A 17,702-nucleotide genomic window follows, 5' to 3' on the forward strand; every position below is an offset into this window, starting at 1 on the left:
AAAAGATATATGAAACACAATCTGTGTAAATGACTTTCGTACCTATAACAAGAAATCTGCTCTAATAGATGAACAAAATAGGGACATGCTGCAGCAGGCCCCTGTTTTTGTTTAGATAATTTTTCAACCGCAGTGTTAGCAGCTGTTTATACACTTTACTTGATTAGCATCCTATCATCGATATATTGCCCAACATTACTCGCGCAATGTCGAATGTACTTGCTATCATCAAATAATTTACTCAGCATAACGCCGCCTTCTACCACAGCAATAATATAGCTGCAAACCTCGTCAGTAACTATATCTTTTCTAAATTCTTGATGCTCAATGCCATTGTTAATGATCAAGGTTAGCTTCTCGATAAAAATTTTCATCGCATGTTGAGCCCGTTCTTTGAGATGAGGGTGTCCATCGTCGCTTTCAATCGCAGTATTTAATATTGGACATCCCCCTTCTAAGGAATTAGTTTCAATGATATCGATGTAAACCTTGCATATGGCTAACAGTCTCTCTTTAGAGTTTGGTGCATTCTCTAGTGCCTTGGAGAGAAACCCTAGAATTTGTGAGAATGAATAATCAAAGACCGCAAGAGCAATTTCATCTTTGTTTTCAAAATGATTATAAATTCCGCCTTTGCGTATACCGCAACGATCTATAATTTCAGATAGGGAAGCCCCCGTATATCCCTTTGTATTAAACAAACTAGCGGACTCACGAATGATATGTTCTTTCGTTAATTGCCCCTTACGCATGGTACAACCTCCTATCAAAAAAGTACCGTTTGGTCTTAAAATAGCATACTACTTTTTGAAAAACAATCAAAATTACACAAGAATCTCTCAACAAGGTGGAAAAAATTTCTTGCAGAATACCTAGCGCTGTGTTAATTTAAAACAGACCGGTCGGTATTATTTATTGCGATACTTAAATAATTAGGAGATGATAGCCATGTCTTTTTCTATTCAACATATCCGTAATGCAACGTCGATTGTTACAATGAATGGCAAAAGAATTCTTGTCGACCCTATGTTAAGTGATGTGGGACAGCTCCCTCCAGTTCCTTTTACAAGGACTTTACGTAGAAACCCATCCGTACCTCTCCCCGTAACGTTGGATACTTTTGAAAATATCGATGCTATACTATTAACTCATTTACACTTTGATCACTTCGATAAAACAGCACAGACCGTTCTAAACAAGAAGGTCCCCGTCTTTTGCCAACCTGCTGATCAAAAATATATTAAATCCTGTGGTTTCTATAACGTTTATCCAATAGGTGATACCCATCAATGGTGCGGAATTGATTTCAGGAGAATTAGTGGCCAGCACGCAAAGGGAATCGTATCTAAACTGCTTGGTCCAGTATCCGGATATATTCTGAATACTTCAGAAGAGGGCTCCTTATACATAGTAGGAGATTGCATTTTTACCGATCAAATCAACCAAGTTTTTAAGCATTATCAACCTCGAGTTTGTATCTTAAATACGCCAAGGGCTCAGCTGCTGTTGGGTTCTATTATCACTATGACCCCTCAAGATATCATTAAAGTCTTACAGGTATCTCCCTCGACTAAAATTGTAGCCGTGCATATGGATGCAATTAGTCACTGCACGTTAACAAGAAAAGATCTTTATTCGTATCTTGAGAAACATAGTGCGTTAGATTCGGTGTTTATCCCCCAAGATGGCGAGTTCATTTATTTTTGAAAATGCCCCTTTTCATAGATTTAAGATCCATGATAAGATTTGCGCACAAGATAAACTCCCCACGCGGAGGACAATTTTTTGCTATATACTGGTTGTAAAATGGTCGTGAAGCACACGCCGCTCTTAATCTCATGAAGCGCCAAGTAGATTTGTTACTTTGCATTCGTGGATTGGGGCGGCGTTTTTATTTAGAGCCGGTATGATCGAGGATGATATTGTTTGAAGTTTGAACAAGCATTTGAGCAGTTTATGCAGCAGCAGGTGGAAGAAGAAGCGAAAGGGAGGTGCGCGACTTCTCCAATGGATATCGATATTTAGATCTTGCCTACATGCCCTGTGATGCTAAAGGTGTCATTGAAGTGCAAAGCTTCGGCTCTCATGCTCGCGATATCGAAGCATGGCGATTCAAGGACCTATGCTTGAGGCACAGTCACCTTGCATTAGATGGATGGGTAGTTATACCGATCGCCTATTCATCGATAACCGATACACCGAAACAATGCCAGCAGCTAGTGCTTTCCTTAATCGGAAAATTCGTATCAACGGGCGTGCCGAAGGACTTGTCGTGGCTGGAAAGCGAATCTTTGCTGTTTGCTCGAAGGCTGCTTCGCCCCCTTACCCCAGCTGAGTTGGCCGATCACCTTAAAGTCACCACGAGACATGCGAGAACGCTCTCCTTCGTAATCTAGTAGACAAGCAGATGCTGGTTGTCATAAGTGGTCAGGAGCGAATTCGGACATATATGCTGCTAATCTAGGCTGGAGGGGAACGAGGATTCGCTATTTCGGCGATTATGCCGATATAGGGCTGGTATGCGGAACGTAGGAACGCTATTTAGGTATATTTACAACTTTTCCCCTTGAAAACGGGAAATAGCGGATCCTTGTTCCGCGAAAACGTGAAATAAGCAGTTTCGAGCAAAATAAGGTATCTACGTTCCGCGATGGTAGGCCGGTTAGAGCAGATAACTCCAAATGTTCCTTAACATACTGAGAAGGCTATCTCTCTGTAGAATGTTCTACAGAGAGATAGCCTTCTTTTGCGACTCAGGTTTTTTCAGCAATGATAACCTGCAAAACTCCGTATCAGGGCTTTGTCTACACTAGCCGTAACTCGTAGCCGCAGCTGCTTGGTACGGACCGTTTCAAACCGGTCGATTTTTTTGTGACCGATCGCACTTCCTTTGACCAGCTCCACCCACTGCCCTTGCTGTTCTGCTTCAATCACGTAAGAGCGAATGCGTTCACCTTGTGCAATATCTTCCATTAAAATTACGTGATTGACTTCGGTTTCCTCCTCAAGCGGTAACAGTACAGAATCTCCCTCTCCATCCGTCACGGCGATGGGAGTAGAGAATCTTTGCTTGATTTCGTCAGTGAACCCAAGCAGTCGATTAACGTCCGCCTCTGGCAAGAGTCCCCGATCATCGGGGGCCAAATTAAGCAAAAGCGTGCAGCCATGGCCGACAGAGCGATAGTAAATATCGAGTAAATTATCCAGCGAGCGAAGCGTGTGTTCGTCATTCGGATGCCAGAACCAGCGATCCTTGCGGATCGGCACATCGCACTCGGCCGGCACCCATGCCGGGGTTTCCGGCAGCCATGCCGCCATATCTTGCGTATACATGCTCAGCTTGGCCGATTCAGCCGTGTTCCAGCACGGATACGGCGCAACGCCATCCTCATTGCCTACCCATCGGATCGTAGGCGCCCCCATGTTGAAAACCATCGCATCCGGCTGATACTGTTTCACTAATCCCATGATGCGTCTCCAGTCGTATTCCCTGCCATGAGAGCCGGCTCCATCGAACCAAAGCTCGACAAGCGGTCCGTATTGCGTAAGCAATTCCGTCAGCTGGGCAGCGTAAAAATCGTCATAAGCCTCCTTGTCCGGATAACTCGGTTCATGCCGATCCCACGGCGACAAATACAGACCAAAACGGATGCCCTCCTGCTTACACGCATCCGCAACCTCACGAACGACATCGCCTTGTCCATTTTTCCAAGGGCTCGATTTTACGGAATAATCGGTCGTTTCCGTCGGCCATAAACAGAAGCCATCATGGTGCTTGGCCGTTAAAACAAAGTACGCGGCTCCCGCTAGTTTGGCTGTACGAACCCACTGCAGAGCATCAAACTGCGTTGGGTTAAACAGCTCCGGCGAATCCGTACCTTCCCCCCACTCCTGATCGCAAAACGTATTGATACCGAAATGACAAAACATCCCAAATTCCATATCCTGCCACTGAAGCTGCTGATCCGATGGCTTGGCTAGTATAGTGTGATTCATTATATTAATCCCCTTTCAAACAATGTGATTGATATTCATTGTAAGATGCGGAAACGGGGAAATGAATATATAATAATAGGAGGTTTTTGCACAATAGTAAGCTATCTTCATGAAAAAGGTGAGTAACTGAATGGATTTGGCTCGTACCTATTTATCGAATACACAGATCCACATGACGACAGGTGCTCTTACGAAAGTGAGGCCTGACTGGGGCGGTACCAACATCATTCAAGGGGAAAACGTGCTCTATTTTTTTCTCGAAGGAGAAGGTTGGCTGAAAATCAATAATATCGAATACTACCCTGTTCCAGGGGAGCTGTTTCTTGTGCCAGCCGGCACGCGTATATCTTGTTCAACCAGTGAGACCCATCCTTTTTTAACCTATTGGTGTCACTTTACCGCAACCGTTGGGGAAAATAATTTGTTCGATTTGTTGATCACACCTCACTCCATCGCCATGAGAAATGATGAAACGATAAAAAAACAGTTTCAAGAGCTGATTACCCAGCATGAAAGCGATGGACTAGCTGCGCCTTTTATTGTCAAATCGTTATTATTTCATATGATGTCACGGTTCATTGAACGATCCACGGTAGATCCGCTGCAAACGGCATCGATTCCATCCGTCCATAAACTGTATATCGTACTGCAATATATCGAAAAGCACCTGACTGAGCAAATGACAGTAGAAATGCTATCCCAACTCGTCCACTTTCACCCGAAGTATTTTTTACACTATTTCAAATCGATGCTCGGCGTCTCACCTATCGTCTACATCAACAAAAAGAGAATGCAAAAGGCTAACAAGCTGCTCCTTCATTCGGATATGACCATCGCCGAAATAGCCGAACAATTGGGCATGCAAACGCCTTATTTATCCCGAATGTTCAAAAGGTTTACGGGCTTTTCGCCGAATGAATTCAGGCAGCAGCATAGGATGAGTCAGCGTTTATAAGGCAAAAAACCAGCAAACTCAAGGGGCTCAAGGGTGTGCTGGTTCTTCTCTAAGCGTGTCTAGTTAGCGTCAACGAAATGACTTGTTAAAAGACCAGCTGATGGCGTTTATTTCTCCCGCTATCGGCAATGTTCCAACCCTTATTTCATCAATGCTCTTACGATACCCTTGATATGATAGATGGATTGTTGCGTGTATCGATCATGAAGTGCACCCGATTCGCTTTGTTGAGCCGTCATGTATGGATTAGATACCGGCGGCATAAATTCCATGGTAATGCATCCTTGGTATCCGAGCTCCTGCAAAGTTCTAAAAACATCCTCGAAATTGGTTTGGCCTAAGCCGGCCGCTTCTCTTGTGTTATCAGCAATATGGACATGGGCCAGATAGGGGGCTATGTTCTGAAGCGCAGATCTGTGGCTTTTTTCCTCTATATTCATATGAAACAAATCAGCCATGATTCGTACGCTGCTTTGATCCACTTCTTGGGCCAGCTGTTTAGCCGCGCTTAATGTATTGATCAAATAGGTTTCAAATCGATTTAACGCCTCGATCGCCAGAACGATATTTTTCGACTCCGCATAGGCTCCTGCATCTTGAAGACTGGAGACTGCTAGCTTCCACTCTTCCTGATAGGTCGAATCTGGGGCGCTTTTTCCAACTGGCGACGGAACGACGATGACAACAGAAGCCCCCAATTGCGCAGCCATGTCGACGCATGACTTCACATAACGGACGGCATGACTCCGTATTTCCGCATTAGGACTAGAGAGATCTCGATCCAATGTATAGATTCCACATATGGAGGTGCATGACAGATCGTACTTGCTTAACAGCGATTGAACGACACCCAGGTCCATCTTATTGGGTTCACCGGCAAGTTCCACACCGTCATAACCGTACTTTTTCAATCGAATTAGACTCGTTTCCAAATCTTCATTTCCGTAGATCCATTGCGTGACGCTATATGAATACATGTACGCTTCCTCCTCCTTAGTCCCGCTACTTCCATTAACCCAGAAGGAAGCCTTCCCCGAGCGGGTCAGACGGATCAACGATAAACTGGTGTGTCCCGGTAATGAAAGCTCTACCTTGGATAAGAGGGATGATAGCTTTATATTCAGCCACTTTCACAGTTTCCATGATGCGTCCCGAAAACTGACTGTCTACAATACTTTCATGCACAAAGTTTTGACCGTTCTCTAACTCGCCACGGGCATGCAATACTGCCATACGCGCGCAAGTTCCCGTTCCGCAAGGCGAACGGTCAATTTGCCTATCTGCAAATATCGTCACATTGCGCAAATGCGAGTCTTCCTTACGCGGAGTATCGGAAACGACCACGCCATAAATGCCCTGCAGCTGCGGCTCAAAGGGATGGCTAACTATCATATGGCTCTCGACGTAGGCCTTAATCGCAGACCCCCATTCTTGGAGTTTAGACAACACTGCAATGTCAACAGAGATGCCAAGCTCCTCTGATTTGACAATTGCATAGAAGGCGCCGCCAAAAGCGATGTCTATCGTGAAAGATTTGCCTAGAACCTCTACTCGCACGTCTTGAGCGAAAACGAACGATGGAACGTTCACAAACGAAACCGATTTCACCTCTATGCCTTCACATTCAGCTTTCGCAATCACTTTACCGGCTGGAGTATCGATAATAATCTGCGAGCGTTCCTCTGCTGCCGGAAGAAAGCCCATTTCGATGGCAGCCGTTACCACTGCAATGATACCGTGCCCACACATTGTGCTATATCCTTCGTTATGTATAAAAAGTACGCCGAAATCGGCATCTGGACTTACTGGCGATGTGATTACGCATCCATACATACCGTGGTGCCCGCGCGGTTCAAACATGAGCACCTTCCGAATGTAATCATAGTGTTCGCGAAAGTAAGCCCTTCTCGCAAGGATGGTATCGCCTTTTAACGGTGGAATCCCTCCTGTAATAATACGCAGAGGCTCTCCTCCCGTATGCGTGTCAATTGTCGTGTAATACTGCTTCAGTTCCATCGATTTCCCCTTCTTTCTCAGTGATCTTCTGCAGGCGGAATTAATAAAAATCCCTCATTAAGCTCATCGTCCTCGTGCATAAAAAACGTATGCATCCCCGTCATCCATGCCGAACCTTCGATTCTGGTCACCACAGCCGGGAAGCCACCTACCTGTGTCGTGCCGACAACTTGAGCTCTAAACAGCGAACCGACAATACTCTCGTGTACGAACTCCTCGTTCATGCGTATTTCCCCTTTGGCAAACATCACCGCAAGCTTAGCCGATGTTCCTGTCCCACAAGGAGAGCGGTCAATTCCGCCAGGAGGGACGATCACGGTATTTTTCACATGGGCATCCGGATGTGTCGGGTCTGTATAAAATTCAACGTGAGTTAATCCTCTTATATACGAAGCCTCCGGATGCACCACGTTGACCGATTGGTTAATCGCTTTGCGCAAGTTTACGGCCATTTTTACAATGGTATCTGCATTGGATGGCGTAAGCTCAAGCCCCAACACCCGGGCATCCGTAATCGCATAAAAGTTGCCGCCATATGCAATGTCGCAGTAGACGCTGCCCAATCCTTCAGCTTCTACCTTTACATGCTTATACAAAAAGGCGGGAACATTTTGAAAAGCTACTTTCAGGACCTTCCCGTTTTGCACCGCAAGCTCTGCTTCAACCAGTCCCGCAGGTGTATCGAGCTTCAAATACGTCGTGGGTTCCGTGACGGGGATCATTCCGGTCTCGGCCAACGCTGTACAAACACCTATGGTGTCATGACCGCACATCGGCAAATAACCGCCGGTTTCGATATAGATCACGCCGATATCCGCCTCCGGATGGCAAGGTTCCACCAGTAGGGCACCTGACATGACGCCGTGCCCCCTTGGCTCGTACATCAATATTTTTCGAATCCAATCATACTCTGTTTTCATATGCAGCATTTTTTCCGACAATGTTGACCCTACAAGTTTGGGAAGTCCGCTGATCACTGTTCTCGTAGGATTTCCGCCGGTATGCGTATCTACGGTCGTAAATACTTTTTTACTCTTCACGTAGGAACCACCCTTTCCTGAAATCTCTCAAACTTTAACGGTTCAGTTGAAATGATCGTCTCTAGCTGCTCCGTAATGATTTGACACATCAGTTTCCCTGTCACCGCAGCTAAGCTGATACCGTCTCCTTCATGGCCTGCTGCGATATAATAGCCTGGCACCTCATTGACTGCTGACACGATCGGCAAATGATCTTTCGTCCAAGGCCTTAACCCCGTATAGGTACGAATGATTTGAAAATCTCCGATTTTAGGATAAAAACGAAGTGTCCTTCTCGCCATGCAACGTACAACTTCCATATTCACTTGGGTATCAAAACCGACAAACTCTCGGCTGCTACCAATCAAAAAATTTTGGCTTTCCGTAGGTTCGAACACGAGTGCAACGCCATATTTTTCCGTAACCGGGTCGACTTTCCGCTGGCCGCCGAATTTGGAGATCAAATAACCGAACTCCATCACCTTCCGCAAGCCGACAGGGACTTGACGAGAGGCAACGATCAGATGCCCTTTCCTAGGCACAATCGGAATGTCTAAGCCGACCATGCGGCCGATTTGCGGAGCCCATACACCTGCAGCATTCACAATTTTTTTAGCGGTAAACTCACCCTGATTCGTGCTGATCTTGAAATTTCCTGTTACCGGATCTCTGTTGATGGAAGTAACTTCCGTTCTCAAACAGACACGGGCACCATGTTTTTTTTGGGCATCATCAAATAAGGAGTACGTAAGCAGATAAGGATTGACGGTCGAATCCGTGCCGCACTCGAGTCCACCCGGAAGATCGTCAGCAAGGAAAGGCGACTCTTGGCGAATGTCCTGCCGGTCCAGCATCCGAAACGGAAGTCCTAACGCATTCTGCCGATTCACCCACTGCTGCGCCGCCTCCATTTCTTCATCCGTTTCACAGACGAGAATGCTGCCGGGCGCCCTATATTCGAACGGACATGCCAATTCCCGGCTCAGTTCATCGATGATCTTTTGACTGACCAGCGACATTTGACTGTCAAAGCCTGGATCTTTATCGATAGCCAAAATGTTGCCGTCGCAACGAGATGATGTACCGCTCGCCAATTCCCCTTTCTCGAGCACAGCTACGTCCAACCCTTGTTTACTCAAAAAATAAGCAATGGCTGAACCGACGATTCCACCTCCAATAATGACAACTTCCACATGACTTACACCCATAGACATATTTCCTTTCCAACATGTAGATTCATCACTCACACATTTTTAATAAGCAATTTTCATGCCAAATCACCCAGCCACAAGTGTCTAAAAAATTTTACACTTATTCACATGAGGCGTATAATTTTAAACAAAACGCTACCCATATAAGGCGAGGTCATGACAATGAAGCACAAAGTCCCTCTCATAGAGGATTTGATACAGATCAATTATTATTTCATCGAAAAAGACGCCGACACGGAAGCTCGGTTTGAGCAATATACATCCTCCCTGCAGCCGAATCAAAAAAAGGTCCTTTTTTATAAAGACGGCTTTCAGCTTTTTTATTATGTTGGAGAGCACCCGGCTAACAGGCTTAGCTTGATGAATGTGCCTTGGCGAACCGCCGTATCCGTCCCCCAAAAGACGCCGCTGGACGCTGTCATCCCGCTTTTTCGCGAAACCGATTACATCCTTGTAAAAGATGCTGCCGACCAGCCGATCGGTTATGTGACCGCTGCCGATATGCTTACTGCCTTGCATCAAGCACACCAAACCTTGAAAGCTTATTTCGAGTCGATGATCGACACGATGGATGCCTCCATTTCCATGATTGATGATCAAGAACGGACCGTCGTGTGGACCAAGGGCGCCGAGCGAATCTTTTCTATAAAAGCCGACGACATTCTTAGCAAACCAATGGCCGATTTCTTCCCTGCTGATAGGCTGCAAATCTTACAAACCCATAAAACCGGTGATTCTGTGTTTCGTAAGCTGCACCAACCACGGCCCGATTTATATGTCCTAATTAACTCGAATCCTATTCGCCTTAATGGGCAAATCATTGGTTCCGTCGTTGCAGAAACGGACATCACCAGTGAGGTCCGGTTGAATCAGGAGCTATTCAACGCCACTTCCAAGGTCCATCAACTGCAGCAGCAAATGGCCCAGCTTCAACCATCGACCGATCCATTTAGCCCAATCAAAGGAACGAGCAGCGCCATTAAGCGAACGATAGACATGTGCAAAAAAATTGGTACGACCAAGGCAACGGTGCTCATTCTCGGTGAAACCGGTGTCGGCAAGGAGCTTTTCGCCAAAGCCATCCATGACGTTCGAGAAAAACCGGACGCTCCTTTTATCGCGATTAACTGCGGTGCCATTTCTCCTTCTCTATTCGAAAGCGAATTGTTCGGTTATGAAAAAGGCGCCTTTTCTGGAGCTGACAACAACGGCAAAAAGGGGAAAATACAACTGGCAGCGGGCGGCACCTTATTTTTGGATGAAATTGGTGAAATGCCGCTCGATATGCAGGTCAAGCTTTTGCGTGTACTGCAGGAAAGAACCTACTTCCCCGTAGGCGGAACCAAGCAATTGAAAGCCGATATTCGGATCATTGCCGCCACAAATCGCGATTTGAACGCCCAAGTCAAACAGGGGTTATTCCGAGAAGACCTTTACTACCGCTTGAATGTGGTTACAATTGAAATCCCCCCACTTCGCGAGAGAAAAGAAGATATCATCGAACTAACGCACTGTTTCTTAAACGAATTTTCAATTAGCTATAGCCGATTCATTCAACATGTCCCGCAAGATGTGTTATTGGATCTGCTTCACTACAGTTGGCCCGGCAATATACGAGAGCTGCGGAATGCGATTGAACGATTGGTCGTTTTTGCTGCAGACGGATCGGTGAAAAGAGATGATCTGCCGATGTCGATCCATGTCAGTAAACATAGGGATGATTCTCCCCTACAAGAGGAAACTCCGAATGTGATCCAAACCTTGCAGAAGGAGTTGGAAGTTCACGAGAAACAGATCATTATCAAAGCTTTGGAACTGGAGAAAGGCAACAAACTTGCGGCTGCCAAACGGCTCGGCCTGTCACGAGCAACACTGTACAACAAGATGAACAAGCTGGGTTTTGACGAATAAATCATTCTAATCGATAGAGATGGCTCCTGAATTCGGTATTCGCAGGGAGTCATCTTTTTTTATCGTCCATTGATGACGATCGCTAATTCGATAAATGAGGTCAATGCGCTCAGAGTAAGCTTAACCACTGTTAGCTTGGCTGGTTGATGGAAACTGTCTATCCATTAATTGTGCTTCTTCAAAACTGGTTGGCATAGCTCAAAAATTTGATTTTATTTCGGTTCAGCAGCTTCGATGGGCTATCGTGATTGCCAATGTTGTAGTTTCTACAACAATTCGCATGCCAAAAGGCTATTTCGCAAGTAAAAGTTGTAGTCTGTACAACAATTCGAACCCATTTATCGTGAAATGGCCTGTATGGGGCTAAATTGTTGTACACGATACAACATTGAAGGGATAAAGGTGGGATCTAGGCAGAATTGTTGCACTTTCTGCAACATCATTCGACCGAGAGTGTGGATTCATTCATTTACTCATTTGCTCATTTGCTCACTCACTCACTCACTCATCACTCATTCAAACCTTATTTCCCCCTAGTCCAACTATTTCACACAAGTAACCCCCAACCTTTCTTATTCATTAATTGTTAACGTAAAAAGGCCCGAGAGAGCTCACTTTATTTAAAGTCTCCATCTTTCGGATAACCGTTCAACCATGGGCTCAGGCCGTTTTTTTGTTTACGCTCAGGCTTAATAGAAACGTTTCGAATCGAGTTTTATATTTGATAAAATCGCGATAAAATACAGTTTTCATGTGAATAATGGTGGTTGTATAGGAGATTTCACAGTTATTAAATTGATTATTGACTCCAAAACCATTGCTATTTATAATGATTTAATATCTATAGAAACGTTTCGATTTGTAAGTTGCCACATACATTATTCGAATAAGAAAGTGAGTGAAGAATATGACAAGACCTAATAAAACCGACATCTGCATCCGAAATGGCGCAATGGCGTTCACTTTTATGAACAGCGGAGATATTAGAAAGATCACATACAATCAGACAATGATCAATCAACTGATAGCTAACCCAATTGACGGTTCGATGAACAATATTTATCTGCGTATCCACCGGGAATCATCGCTATCCTTCGTACCACTGCTTGGCATCCGTTCTTCAAGCCGAATCAGTCGCAGTGACTGTCAGATTTCTTGGAAGGGGCATGCCGAGGAACTCGAATATGAGGTCATATTTACGCTCACTCCTCAATTGATCTGGTTCTGGGACGTACGGGTCCATGGTCATGGAGCGGACATCGATCTTGTCTATGGGCAGGATGTGGGCATTGCCGATCAAGGTGCTGTCAGATCAAATGAAGCTTATCTGTCTCAATATATGGATCATTCTGTCTTTAAGGACCCTGTCAAAGGCTGGGTCGTCTGTTCTCGTCAAAATATGCCGCAGCAGGGACAATTCCCTTACTTACAGCAGGGCTCTTTAACAAATGCCGCAGAATATTCAACGGACGGCTTCCAATTCTTCGGTTTATCCTATAAGGCAACGAACAAGCCAGAGGCACTGACTCAGGTCAAGCTGGCCAGCGAGATCTATCAATACGAATTTGCCTATACAGCTCTGCAATCGCAGCGCGTGATCGTCGATGGCATGGCGCGATTTGTTTTTTACGGTCTGTTCAAGCCGCACCATCCGGAGGCAGTTGTAACCTTGACATACGAACAGGAAGTTCAGGAAGCATGGGCATATGCGGAGGAACTAGATGCAAAGTGGGAGGAAGATCTGGATTCTGTCAGCCTTCAGCCCAGAATCGGCGACCCTCTTCAGGTTGAATCTATGACAATCGAGGAGATCGGGCGCGACTTTCCTAGCCGCCATCAGGAGGAATGGGATAACGGGGTTCTGTTGTCTTTCTTCACAGAGGGGCACGAACATGTTGTATTAAAGGAGAAAGAGCTGCTTGTGGAACGTCCGCATGGACATATCCTCATGACGGGGGATAACGCTCGTATGAACGAACAAGTGCTTACTACCACATCCTATATGTACGGTATATTCAACTCGCAGCTTGTGGTGGGAAATACGTCCTCCAACAAGATGCTAACAAATGCCCGCAATGCGTTGAATGTGCTGAAGACTTCAGGCCAAAGGATATTTATTGAGATGCACGGTGAATTCCGGATGCTCACAATGCCATCGATGTACGAGATTGGCTTTAACTACGTGCGGTGGACCTATAAGACGGCTGAAGACACAATTGTCGTCACGAACCTCACGGCAATGGACACACCGGAGGTTCATCTGGCCTTACAATCCGTAAGCGGAAAGCCCTACCGTTATCTGATTACGAATCAGGTGTCCATGAATAACAATGAATACGGAGTACCTTTCCTCATAGAACGTGAAGGCGATGTTCTGGTGTTCCGTTCGTGTGAAGGTTCGGATAACTCAGGAACCCTGCCAGACCTGTGTTACCGTATGAAGCTTACGGGAGCGGATGTGACCGTGACCGACGAGACAGCCCTAGCCAATCATGCTGATCCGGGATCCTCTTCGCTCGTTGTGCTCGAATTAAGCGCTAGCTCGGAATGGAGTTTGACGGTTCAAGGACTTATTCATGGCGGTGAGCTGCCGTTCGAGAAGCCGAATACGGCTGCAGAAATAGAACGATACCGCGACTATTTTAGAAAAGTAATGAATGGCTTCCAATTATCGCACAGTGGCGAAGCAACGGAATCGCTAAATAAGGTTAATGCTCTTGCATGGTGGTACACCCATAATATGCTGGTCCATTATTCCGTGCCGCACGGGCTGGAACAATACGGCGGAGCGGCTTGGGGCACACGAGACGTATGCCAAGGGCCTACGGAATACTTCATGGCTACACAGAAATACGATCAAGTGCGCGAAATTATAAAGACCGTATATGCCCACCAATATGAGGATGACGGGAATTGGCCGCAATGGTTTATGTTCGATCAGTATTACCGCATCCAACAAGAAGAAAGCCATGGCGACATCATTGTATGGCCACTTAAGGTCATTGCCGATTACATCTCGTCTACGCACGATTTCAGCATTCTTCAGGAGCGAATTCCTTATACGAATCGGGAAGGCTTCGAGTTCACCGAGGAATGCCCGACCCTGCTTGAGCATGTGCAGAAGCAGTTGACATACATGAAGAATCACTTTCTTCACGATACTCACTTGTCCGCTTATGGCGACGGTGACTGGGACGATACGCTCCAGCCAGCCAATGCGCAGCTCAAGCAATATATGATCAGCAGCTGGACGGTCGCCTTGACCTATCAGGTGCTGAATCAATTATCCGCCGCTTTAACGGACGAACACCAAGAGCTGTCAGCGGAGCTACATAAGCTGGCATTTGGCATTCAAACCGACTTCAATCGCTATATGCTGCAGAAGGATGTCATTCCCGGCTTCGTCTACATGGAGAAACCGGGGGAAGCGGAGCTTATGCTTCATCCGACCGATACGAAGACGGGCATTCAATATCGCCTGCTGCCGATGACGCGCAGTATGATCGCCGAACTGCTGACCGAAGAGCAGGCTGAATCGCATTACCGGCTTATTAAGCAGGAGCTGTACTGCCCCGATGGCGTCCGCTTGATGAACCGCCCGGCACGATATGCTGGCGGCGTAAGCAAGCACTTTAAACGTGCAGAGCAAGCGGCGAACTTTGGCCGTGAAATCGGGCTGCAGTATGTGCACGCTCATATCCGCTTCGTGGAGGCGATGGCGAAGCTCGGCAAGGTGGACGAGGCTTGGCAGGGTCTTGCCATGATTAATCCGATCGGCATCCGGGAAGTGGTGCCGAACGCCGAATTGCGCCAAAGCAATGCCTACTTCAGCAGCTCAGACGGAAAATTTAATACACGTTATGATGCTGGGGAACGATTCCAAGAGCTGTTTGAAGGAACAGTTCCCGTCAAAGGCGGCTGGAGAATCTACTCCAGCGGACCAGGAATCTACATGAACCAGCTCATCTCCAACTGTCTCGGCATTCGCCAAGACGGAGGAGACCTGATCATTGATCCCGTACTTCCGCATGACATGGATGGGCTTCGGTTCGAATTTACCTGGAATAACCGCGGCGTCAGATTCGAATATCATATCAACGGGTCATTGGAATGCCGTATCGAGATTAATGGCCATGCAGCAGAGACCGAAAACATGCCAAACCGTTATCGCCATGGCGGAACAAGAGTGCGGCGCGAGCAATTGGAGATTTTGTTAGGCGGTGAAGATAATATTATTGCGATTTACATCTAATGGAACCAGTGATCTTTCGGCGCAACCAATATATTGGTATAGTAAAGGGAAATGATGCATTGATCGTGAGGGGCGAGTTATTGTGGTTAGTATTAAAGATATCGCTAAAAAAGCGGGGGTCTCGATCTCCACGGTATCCTATGCGTTAAACGGGAACCCCAAAGTGACGAAAGAAACGAGCAGCCGAATATTGGCCGTGGCTAAGGAATTAAATTACATGCCCAATGCGGCGGCCAGATCACTGAAGAAGCGGGAAACTAAGATTATTGGGGCTTTTCTTACGGATTTTAACGGAGCGTTCTACGGGGAGCTGCTGCAGGGGATCAAAGAAGTGCTGAATAAAAAGGGTTATGACTTAATCGTATGCAGCGGCTCGCAATCCCACCGCCTGCTGCCAGAACGGAATATTGACGGCGCCATCGTGCTCGACTCTTCATTCTCAAGCGAAGAGATACTTCAATATGCGGAGCTCGGACATAAGCTTGTTGTGCTCGACCGTGAGCTGAACCATTCGAATGTGAATCAAGTACTGCTCGATAATAAGGCGGGGGCCGCATTAGCTATGGAGTATTTGATTGAAAAAGGGCATCGTAAGATCTATGTCATAACGGGGCCTGAAGCCTCGTTTGACTCGATACAGCGTCTTCAGGCTGTCCGTCAGGTCGTTGAACGTCATCAGCCGCTTGCCTGTACGCAGATTCAAGGCGACTTTAACAAGTCGGCCGGGGAAAAAGCTGCCGAGCAAATCATTCGGGAATATACGGAGCCTGTCGCCGTCTTCTGTTTGAACGATGAGATGGCTATCGGCTTATATAATGCCGTCAAGGAATCCGAGTATAGGATTGGCACGCACATTCATATCATCGGTTTCGATAATATTGAATTGACACAGTATACGGAGCCTCGTCTTGCGACGATTGATTACTCGAAGCGAAAATGGGGTGCTCTAGCCTCCGAACAGTTGTTAAAGCTGATTGCGGATGAAGAGATCGATCACGAGCGCATCTATGTGACTTTGGTCAAAGGCGATTCTGTACATGCGGTATGAGGGAATTTGAGGAACAACAAAAAAAACAACAGCTATTCCTAAACGTTAATTTGTTAAGGAAATGGCTGTTGTTTTATTTAATTAATTACAATCTGCGCAATTGCTTTGGATAGTGTGTCAACACTTCGACCTTGCCGCTTGGCTGCACATACACATCGTCCTCGATTCGAACGCCGCCAAGCGAAGGCATATAGATGCCCGGTTCAATCGTGAATACATGTCCCGGCTCAATGAGCATCTCGTTTTCACCGTTAATCGATGGATCTTCATGCACATCCAGACCTATGCCGTGACCGATCCGATTATTAAAATAAGCGCCATATCCCTTTGCTGCTATGATACCTCTCCCCGTTTGATCGATGACTCCGTATGGTGTACCCACTGCGACCGCTTGAATAGCTGCCAGATTCGCGGTTAACACGGTTTCATAAATCGTTTCCTGCTCTTTGGTTCCTTCCCCAATTAAAAACGTACGGGTAATATCTGAGCAAAAGCCGCCCGCATAAACGCCAAAATCGATGAGCAAAAAATCATTCTCCTGGATCGAATAAGCACCTGGTTTGCCATGAGGCAAGGATGACCTTTTTCCAGTCAAAATGATCGATTCGAATGCCGGCTTATCGCCTCCGAACATCCTCATCTTATATTCTAATTCCGCCACAAGCTCTTGCTCCATCATGCCGACTCTAACTTTTTGCACGGTACTTTCAAGCACCTTTTCGGCAATATCAACCGCTCGGCGGATGCTGACAAGATCTTCTTCTGACTTAATCAGCCGCTCTTGTATGATAAATGGTTCGATATCCGTACAATGCAAATCGGGAAACAACGCCTGCAGCTGCTCCACCCTGTGAAGGCTGATTGCTTTTTTTTCCAATCCCAACGTACCGATGCGTGTTCTACCTACTTTGTCTTTCAACAGAGCGTAAGGATTCTCGCTGTCTGAACAGGGGATCAAATCGCGAACGAATGATTGCTGCTGCGCTGCTTCCAAATCTAAGCCGGGAACAATCATGCTTTCACGAGCGCTGCCCATGTCGACGATAAGTGCCATGAATCGCTCATGCGGATTCGAATGGAACCCGGTAAAGAAATAAATATTCGTTGGATTCGTAATCAAGGCGATATCAATTTGCTTTTTCTCCAAGTAATCACGTAGTTTGTGCAATCTCAATTCATAAATGGAACTCATACATACACCCTCCCGTTTTCGTATCAGTCGTCCTTAGATTAGCAAAAACCGTGCCAATATTTCCAGTTATACATTTTTTCAAACAGATTGGCGCGATTATTG

General features: G+C 46.2%; 13 protein-coding genes. 6 read left to right on the forward strand and 7 right to left on the reverse strand.

Annotated elements, in window-relative coordinates:
• Positions 1 to 155 precede the first annotated feature (155 nt).
• A complete protein-coding gene (locus tag ASG85_RS33720) occupies positions 156 to 752 on the reverse strand; it encodes a TetR/AcrR family transcriptional regulator (RefSeq protein ID WP_057302003.1) in 597 nt (198 codons plus the stop codon).
• 196 nt (positions 753 to 948) lie between these two features.
• Here ASG85_RS33720 and ASG85_RS33725 point away from each other — a divergent pair, with 196 nt between their 5' ends.
• Both ASG85_RS33725 and ASG85_RS37450 read left to right on the forward strand, forming a co-directional pair.
• Positions 949 to 1,707: an MBL fold metallo-hydrolase gene (locus tag ASG85_RS33725; RefSeq protein WP_057302004.1), complete on the forward strand. Its 759-nt coding sequence runs from the start codon at positions 949 to 951 to the stop codon at positions 1,705 to 1,707.
• 359 nt (positions 1,708 to 2,066) lie between these two features.
• Entirely contained in the window at positions 2,067 to 2,396 is a 330-nt protein-coding gene (locus ASG85_RS37450) for a hypothetical protein (RefSeq protein WP_321166622.1), read from the forward strand.
• A gap of 367 nt (positions 2,397 to 2,763) precedes the next feature.
• Here the strand turns inward: ASG85_RS37450 and ASG85_RS33730 are convergent, their stop codons facing one another.
• Positions 2,764 to 3,996: an alpha-L-fucosidase gene (locus ASG85_RS33730; protein ID WP_060649146.1), complete on the reverse strand. Its 1,233-nt coding sequence runs from the start codon at positions 3,994 to 3,996 to the stop codon at positions 2,764 to 2,766.
• 130 nt (positions 3,997 to 4,126) lie between these two features.
• On the opposite strand from ASG85_RS33730, the gene ASG85_RS33735 reads away from it, so the two are divergent.
• Entirely contained in the window at positions 4,127 to 4,951 is an 825-nt protein-coding gene (locus ASG85_RS33735; RefSeq protein WP_060649147.1) for a helix-turn-helix domain-containing protein, read from the forward strand.
• A gap of 140 nt (positions 4,952 to 5,091) precedes the next feature.
• Here ASG85_RS33735 and ASG85_RS33740 read toward each other — a convergent pair whose 3' ends face one another.
• The 4 genes from ASG85_RS33740 to ASG85_RS33755 are packed head-to-tail and all read right to left on the reverse strand — an operon-like array spanning position 5,092 to position 9,194.
• Entirely contained in the window at positions 5,092 to 5,928 is an 837-nt protein-coding gene (locus ASG85_RS33740) for a sugar phosphate isomerase/epimerase family protein (protein ID WP_060649148.1), read from the reverse strand.
• A gap of 34 nt (positions 5,929 to 5,962) precedes the next feature.
• Positions 5,963 to 6,967: a proline racemase family protein gene (locus tag ASG85_RS33745; protein ID WP_060649149.1), complete on the reverse strand. Its 1,005-nt coding sequence runs from the start codon at positions 6,965 to 6,967 to the stop codon at positions 5,963 to 5,965.
• 17 nt (positions 6,968 to 6,984) lie between these two features.
• A complete protein-coding gene (locus ASG85_RS33750; RefSeq protein ID WP_060649150.1) occupies positions 6,985 to 8,007 on the reverse strand; it encodes a proline racemase family protein in 1,023 nt (340 codons plus the stop codon).
• Positions 8,004 to 9,194 (reverse strand): NAD(P)/FAD-dependent oxidoreductase, encoded by a 1,191-nt coding sequence (locus tag ASG85_RS33755; RefSeq protein WP_060649151.1) that lies wholly within the window; start codon positions 9,192 to 9,194, stop codon positions 8,004 to 8,006. The genes ASG85_RS33750 and ASG85_RS33755 overlap by 4 nt, the downstream gene beginning before the upstream one ends.
• 165 nt (positions 9,195 to 9,359) lie before the next feature.
• On the opposite strand from ASG85_RS33755, the gene ASG85_RS33760 reads away from it, so the two are divergent.
• The 3 genes from ASG85_RS33760 (at position 9,360) to ASG85_RS33770 (ending at position 16,408) form a co-directional block, all read left to right on the forward strand.
• Positions 9,360 to 11,108: a sigma-54 interaction domain-containing protein gene (locus ASG85_RS33760; RefSeq protein ID WP_060649152.1), complete on the forward strand. Its 1,749-nt coding sequence runs from the start codon at positions 9,360 to 9,362 to the stop codon at positions 11,106 to 11,108.
• Between the two features lie 907 nt (positions 11,109 to 12,015).
• Positions 12,016 to 15,360, forward strand: a complete 3,345-nt coding sequence (locus ASG85_RS33765) for a GH36-type glycosyl hydrolase domain-containing protein (RefSeq protein WP_060649153.1) — start codon at positions 12,016 to 12,018, stop codon at positions 15,358 to 15,360.
• An 82-nt stretch (positions 15,361 to 15,442) separates the two neighbouring features.
• Positions 15,443 to 16,408, forward strand: a complete 966-nt coding sequence (locus tag ASG85_RS33770; protein WP_060649154.1) for a LacI family DNA-binding transcriptional regulator — start codon at positions 15,443 to 15,445, stop codon at positions 16,406 to 16,408.
• A gap of 85 nt (positions 16,409 to 16,493) precedes the next feature.
• Here the strand turns inward: ASG85_RS33770 and ASG85_RS33775 are convergent, their stop codons facing one another.
• The gene (locus tag ASG85_RS33775; RefSeq protein ID WP_060649155.1) at positions 16,494 to 17,600 is read right to left on the reverse strand and encodes a M24 family metallopeptidase; all 1,107 of its coding nucleotides are present in this window, start codon (positions 17,598 to 17,600) and stop codon (positions 16,494 to 16,496) included.
• Positions 17,601 to 17,702 lie beyond the last annotated feature (102 nt).

Origin of the sequence: Paenibacillus sp. Soil724D2, assembly GCF_001427935.1 — a bacterium.
Taxonomy (GTDB): domain Bacteria; phylum Bacillota; class Bacilli; order Paenibacillales; family NBRC-103111; genus Paenibacillus_E.